This window comes from Corallococcus exercitus, from assembly GCF_003611585.1.
Taxonomy (GTDB): Bacteria; Myxococcota; Myxococcia; order Myxococcales; family Myxococcaceae; genus Corallococcus; species Corallococcus exercitus.
Map to the genome: position 1 here is coordinate 1 of NZ_RAVW01000532.1, position 5,817 is coordinate 5,817.

General features: G+C 71.8%; 6 protein-coding genes. 4 read left to right on the forward strand and 2 right to left on the reverse strand.

The window, feature by feature from the left end; translation table 11 throughout:
* A partial coding sequence (locus D7W79_RS37805; RefSeq protein ID WP_244222195.1) for an ATP-binding protein occupies positions 1-279 on the forward strand: 279 nt, incomplete at its 5' end.
* Complete coding sequence (locus D7W79_RS37810; protein WP_120530116.1) at positions 276-1,682, forward strand: sigma-54-dependent transcriptional regulator; 1,407 nt, start codon at positions 276-278, stop codon at positions 1,680-1,682. The genes D7W79_RS37805 and D7W79_RS37810, both read left to right, overlap by 4 nt.
* A gap of 1 nt (position 1,683) precedes the next feature.
* Here the strand turns inward: D7W79_RS37810 and D7W79_RS37815 are convergent, their stop codons facing one another.
* The gene (locus D7W79_RS37815; protein ID WP_120530117.1) at positions 1,684-2,148 is read right to left on the reverse strand and encodes a hypothetical protein; all 465 of its coding nucleotides are present in this window, start codon (positions 2,146-2,148) and stop codon (positions 1,684-1,686) included.
* Positions 2,149-2,268: 120 nt separating this feature from the next.
* Between D7W79_RS37815 and D7W79_RS37820 the strand changes: the two genes are divergently transcribed.
* Positions 2,269-2,844 (forward strand): phospholipase A2 family protein, encoded by a 576-nt coding sequence (locus D7W79_RS37820; RefSeq protein ID WP_120530118.1) that lies wholly within the window; start codon positions 2,269-2,271, stop codon positions 2,842-2,844.
* A gap of 14 nt (positions 2,845-2,858) precedes the next feature.
* Entirely contained in the window at positions 2,859-3,437 is a 579-nt protein-coding gene (locus tag D7W79_RS37825) for an RNA polymerase sigma factor (RefSeq protein ID WP_120530119.1), read from the forward strand.
* Between the two features lie 18 nt (positions 3,438-3,455).
* Here the strand turns inward: D7W79_RS37825 and D7W79_RS37830 are convergent, their stop codons facing one another.
* Complete coding sequence (locus D7W79_RS37830) at positions 3,456-5,510, reverse strand: DUF7151 family protein (RefSeq protein ID WP_147442251.1); 2,055 nt, start codon at positions 5,508-5,510, stop codon at positions 3,456-3,458.
* Between the last annotated feature and the right edge of the window lie 307 nt (positions 5,511-5,817).

Below are 5,817 nucleotides of genomic sequence, written 5' to 3' on the forward strand. Positions count from 1 at the left end.
GGGGAGGGAGGACGGGTGGAGGTGCGCATCGCGGTGGAAGCGGACGGAAGCGCGCGCGTGGCGGTGTCGGACTCGGGGCCCGGAGTGCAGCCCGACGCGCGGCTGTTCGAGCCGTTCTTCACGACGAAGCCCTCCGGCACGGGGCTGGGGCTCGCGGTGAGCCAGGCCATCGCGGAGGCGCATGGAGGCCGCATCGACGTGGACACGGGCGCCCTGGGCGGCGCGCGCTTCACGCTGTCGCTGCCTCCACCGTCGCGTGAACAGGAGGCGGCGGCATGAGCGACGCGAAGCCCTCGGTCCTCGTCGTGGACGACAAGGAGAACATGCTCAAGCTGTTCGCGCGCATCCTCGGGGATGCGTACGCGGTGACGACCGCGCCCGACGGTGCCCAGGCGCTGGCCCTGCTCTCCGCGCGCGCGTTCGACGTGGTGGTGAGTGACATCCAGATGCCGGGCGCGGATGGCTTCACGGTGCTGCGCGAGGTGAAGCGGCGTGCGCCGGAAACGGAGGTCCTCCTCGTCACCGCCTACGCGAGCATCCCCAAGGCCGTGGAGGCCATCAAGGAGGGCGCCTACGACTACCTGTCCAAGCCCTTCGACCCGGACGACGTGGCCCTCGTCGTCGCCCGCGCCCTGGAGCGCCAGCGCCAGCAGCGCGAGGCCCGGGGGCTCGCCGCCCGCGTGGCGCGCATGCCGGACTTCCACGGCCTCTTCGGCACCAGCCCCGCGCTCCAGAAGACGCACGCCCTGCTCGCGCAGGTGGCCTCGCGCGACCTCACCGTGGTGCTCACCGGAGAGACGGGCACCGGCAAGGAGCTGGCCGCCCGCGCGCTGCACCGCGAGAGCCCTCGCCGCGACAGGCCCTTCGTCGCGGTGAACTGCGGCGCGCTGCCCGCGGAGCTCGTGGAGAGCGAACTCTTTGGCCACGCACGCGGCGCCTTCACCGGCGCGACGGGCGCGAAGGCCGGCCTCTTCGAGGAGGCCCACGGCGGCACGCTCTTCCTGGACGAAGTGGGGGACCTGCCCCTGCCCATGCAGGTGAAGCTCAACCGCGCGCTCCAGGAGAAGGAGATCCGCCGCGTGGGCACCACCACGCCGGTGACGGTGGACGTGCGCGTGGTCGCGGCCACGCACCGGGACCTCGCGGAGGAGGTGGCGCAAGGCCGCTTCCGCGAGGACCTCTACTACCGGCTGGGCGGCGTGACGGTGCGGATGCCCGCCCTGCGCGAGCGGCGCGAGGACATCGCGCTCCTCGCCATGCACTTCCTCGCCGCCGCGAACCGGCCGGAGCTGGAGGGCTTCACGCCCCAGGCCCTCCAGTCACTCACCGCCGCGCCCTGGCCCGGCAACGTGCGGCAGCTCCAGAACGCGGTGGCGCGCGCGGCGGCGGTGGCGGCGGGCCCCCGCATCACCCCGGAGGACCTGCCGCCAGAGCTCGGCACCGCGCGTGCCCCCGCGGCCGCCGGGCCGCTGCCAGCGGAGGCACTGGCGAAGCAGCCCTACCGCGAGGCGGTGGACCGCGTGCGCGACGCCGTGTCGCGCGACTACCTCACCGCGCTGATGCAGGAGTTCTCCGGCAACGTCACCCACGCGGCCGAGCGCGCGGGCATGGAGCGCGAGAGCCTGCACCGCCTGCTCAAGCGGTACGGCGTCCGCACGGAGGACTTCAAGCGCGGGGACTGAACTAGCGGGGCTCGTGCTGCGCGAGCACCTTGTCCAGCGCCTCCGCCTGCGCGCGGACGTCCGCGTCCGTGTCCTTCATCGCCTTGGCGGCGTGCGTCCGGGCCTTGGCGGCCTCCGTCTTCGCCAGCGCCATGGCCATACACAGGTTCGCCTTCGGGTGGTCCGGAGAGGCCGCCAGCGCGGGCTTGAGGATGGCCGCGGCCTGCTCGTCCTCCTGCTTCTCCAGGTGGAACATGGCCAGCACACAGGCCGGCTCCACCGCCGAGGGCTGCTGCTTCAGCGCCTCCCGCAGGAGCTCCGTGGCGAAGCCGCGCTGGCCGTGTCCGTCCATCGCGAACGCCATCGCGTGGAGCTCTTCCACGGAAGCGTCCCCCTGCTTCTTCGCCTGCTCCACCAGACGCTGCGCGTTCTCGAAGTTGCCAGCGCGCAGTTCCTTGATTCCTTCGGAATACAGGTAGTTTCCCACGGTGTCCTCCAGTGCACCACGCGGTGCGTTGCACGCATTCTGCGCGACTTCAGGCGATGATCCGCAACTTTGGGGAGGCGGTTTCCGAAAAATCGAGAAGACTTCTCCCCCCAGGCTCCCATGATCATCCGCAACAGCCCCGTCCGCCAGCCGCTGACCTCCGGTACGGAGTCCACCGCCGCGCGCCCCGCTCCCACCGCGCGCAACGTGGTGAAGGACTCCTTCTCCTCCGGCACCACCGCCGCCCAGCGCACGGGCGCCGTCACCAGCGGGCCCCCGGGCGACCACGGCAAGCTGATGAGCGAGTACCTCACCGGCGCGCGCCCGCCCCCGGCGGACTTCGAGCAGGTCATGGGCTACAAGCCCTACGCCATCCAGACGAAGCACGGCCAGCGAATGCAGGATCCGTTCGGCGACGCCTCCGTCCCCGGCAAGATTGGCCCGGACAAGGAGTTCGACCCGGCGGCCAAGACGCACGACTACGGCTACGACCTGCTGCGTTACTACGACCGCAAGGGCACTCCGCTGAAGCCGGAGGCCCGCAAGGCCGCGGACGCGCAGTTCCGCAAGGACATGTTCGACTACGCGAACGACCAGAAGGGCGCGATGGCGAAGTTCAAGTTCCGCGCGTGGGCGCAGATCTACGCCACCGCGGTGGAGCTGAACTCGCGCGTGCAGGGCTACGGCCCTCCGTAGTCGCAGGGAGTCGCATGACGGATGCTGAAGGGCCAGACGCGGGGCTGCCCCCGGACCGCGAGGACGTGGTGGCGGCGCTCCTGGCCCACCAGCGCCGCTTCCTCGCCTTCGTGGAGCGGCGCGTGGGCAGCAGGGCCGTCGCGGAGGACCTCCTCCAGACGGCCTTCGCCCGCACCCTGGAGAAGGGTGGGGCGCTGAAGGACGGCGAGGGCGCGGTGGCGTGGGTCTACCGCCTGTTGCGCAACGCCCTCGTGGACCACCACCGCCGGCAGGCCGCGGAGGGCCGCGCGCTGGAGGTGGAGGCGCGTGACGCGGACGGCGCCACCGACGACCTGGAGCTCAAGGGCGCGGTGTGCGCGTGCCTCACGGAGCTGCTCCCCACGCTCAAGCCCGAGTACGCGGAGCTGGTGCGCCAGGTGGACCTGGAGGGGCGCGCGGTGCCGGACGTGGCGCGCGAGGTGGGCATCACCGCCAACAACGCGGGCGTGCGGCTGCACCGCGCGCGGCTCGCGCTCAAGCGTTCGCTGGAGCGCGGCTGCGGTGCGTGCGCGGCGCACGGCTGCCTGGACTGTTCCTGCAAGCCCCGCCGCTGAACCGGCCGGCCGCTCCGCTCAGGGGCAGGTCGCCGTGTCGTCGTTGGCGTCGATGTTCACGCCCGTCACCGGATCGCCCTTGAACACGCTCGCCAGGAGCGCGGTGGCCCGGCACGTGGGCAGCTTGTGGTTGTCCACGACGACGAAGGAGAGCGACACGCGCGCCAGCTCCGGCAGGCCGAAGTCCGTGAGCGCCCCATTGCCCTGGAGGCTGAGGACTTCCAGCTCGCGCAGCCGTGCCAGGTCGCCCAGGGACGTGAGCGCCGCGTTGCCCAGCGCCTCCAGCGTGGTCAGCCGGGTCAGCGGGCTGAAGCCCTCCAGGGACGTCAGCACGGGGTTGCCCACGGTGACCACCGCGCTCGCGCTCCGCAGGAGGGGCAGGTGGTGCACGCGCTGGAGCTTCGCGTTGTACTTCACGCTGAAGTCCTGCGTGATCTGCTCCAGCATGGGCATGTCCCCCGCGCTCACCAGCTCCTTGTTGCCCTGGATGTGGATGCGGCCCGCGTAGGAGAGACGCTCGAAGCCCGTCGTGTCCGGCAGCTGGGGGTTGCCGATGAGCTCCAGGGCGCCCACGGAGCCGAGCCGGGCCAGCGGCTGGAGCGTCTCCATGACGGTGTTCTCGCGCAGCTCCAGCGTGCCATCCACCCGGGTCAGGTTCTCCAGGCCGAAGGGCCCCAGCAACGCGGCGTTGTTCGTGATGCGCACGTCTCCGTGGACCTGGGACAGGTTCACGAAGGGCGTCCGGTCCATCCGGAGGTGGTCCTCGATGACGAGCGACCCCTGGAGCACGGTGACCTGGGGCAGCAGGCCGGGCCTCTCCATGGCGTTGTTCGCGCGCAGGGAGATGCTGTCGCGGGGCATCACCGCCGCCAGCCCCTCCAGCGTGGGGAGCATGGGGTTGTCCTCCACGATGAGGCTGCGCTCGACCCAGAGGATGGCCTTCGACGCTGTCGTGCCCAGCGCGAGCGTGTCCAGCCGGGCGTTGGAGCGCACCTCCACGTTGCCGCCCACGAAGCGCAGCGAGGGCAGGGACAGCCGCCGCAGGCTGGCGTTGCCCTTTGCCGTGAAGCTCCCCTCGATGACGGCCAGCGACGGGAGCGAGGCGTCGGTGAGCGTGGGCGCGGAGATGATCAGCTCGCCCCGCAGGTGGGTGACGCCCTCCAGCGCGACCAGGTCCACGGGGCTCGCCACGACGTAGGTCCCGTCGTGCACGCGCGTGGCCTGACACACGTACACGGTGGCCGCGAAGCCGCCCGCGTCCAATTCCCCGTCGCGGTCCCGGTCCTGGATGGCGTCCACGCGCGTGCCACCCTGGGCGCAGTTCGGTCCCGGGGGCTCGCCATCGTGGTAGACCTTCAGGTCGGAGGTCTCCAGGCCGCAGGCGTAGGCGGTGGCATGGATCTCCGACGTCGCGAGCACGGCGTCGCCATCCAGGTCGGCGCCGGCCTCCAGCATGAGGCCTCCCCGGTCGTCGCCGTCGCACGGCGCGGTGAAGGCCGGCAGCACGCGCAGGCGTGACAGGACGGGGGCCGGCTCATTGCAGGCGTACACCTCCTGGGAGATCTCCTCGTCCTCCAGCAGCCCGTTGCCGTTGGCGTCATGGCCGGCGTGTGACACCTGGCCGCCCACGGGGCACTTCTCGCCCGGGAGCACCGGCCGCACGCGCAGGAGCACGTTGGCGACCGTGGTGGCGCAGACGTAGTCGGTGAGGGAGACCTCCGCGTCGTCCAGCTGGCCGTTGGCATTCCGGTCCAGGCCGGACTGCACCGCCTGTCCTCCCAGCGCGCAGTGCGCGCCGTGGGGCTCGGCCCGCGCGCGGGTGCGGACCTGGGGGAGGGCCGGGTCGCAGACGTAGTCGGTGGCGGTGACCTCCGCGTCGTCCAGCTCCCCGTCGCGGTCCTTGTCCAGGCCGGTCAGGACCGCGTCCCCGCCGAACTCGCAGTGCTCGCCAGGAGGCTCCGGGCGCACCCGGGTCTTCGCGTCGCGCTGGGTGATGTCCGACAGGTCGATGGCATCACAGCCGCTGACGAGCAGGGCCATCGCCACCCCCCACGTCCCCCACATGCGTCGCATTCGATGCCCTCTCTGGTCGGGCCCCGACCGAGCCTCCCAGGCCATACGGACGGAGTGGATTTTCCGGGCTATTCCGTGGCGGAGCCCGTGCGGCCGGCCGCGCAAGCTCCCGGAACTCCAGGCTGTCGGGGCTGCCTCCTACCGGAAAATGCCCCAGGAGGACAAACCCCCAGGGCCGCTCGGTGCCCCACCTTCCGTGGAAGGAGCGCTTCCGTGCGGGGGCTTCAGAGGGCGGGTTACGCATGTGTAAGAGCGCACCGGGTGCCGCGTTGGCCCGGGGAAAGGAGGCTCCACCATGACGCACCCC

Excerpts from the sequence above, each read along its gene's own strand:
- D7W79_RS37810 (WP_120530116.1), top strand. The coding sequence starts at position 276 with ATGAGCGACGCGAAGCCCTCGGTCCTCGTCGTGGACGACAAGGAGAAC.
- D7W79_RS37820 (WP_120530118.1), top strand. The coding sequence starts at position 2,269 with ATGATCATCCGCAACAGCCCCGTCCGCCAGCCGCTGACCTCCGGTACG.
- D7W79_RS37825 (WP_120530119.1), top strand. The coding sequence starts at position 2,859 with ATGACGGATGCTGAAGGGCCAGACGCGGGGCTGCCCCCGGACCGCGAG.
- D7W79_RS37830 (WP_147442251.1), bottom strand. The coding sequence starts at position 5,510 with ATGCGACGCATGTGGGGGACGTGGGGGGTGGCGATGGCCCTGCTCGTC.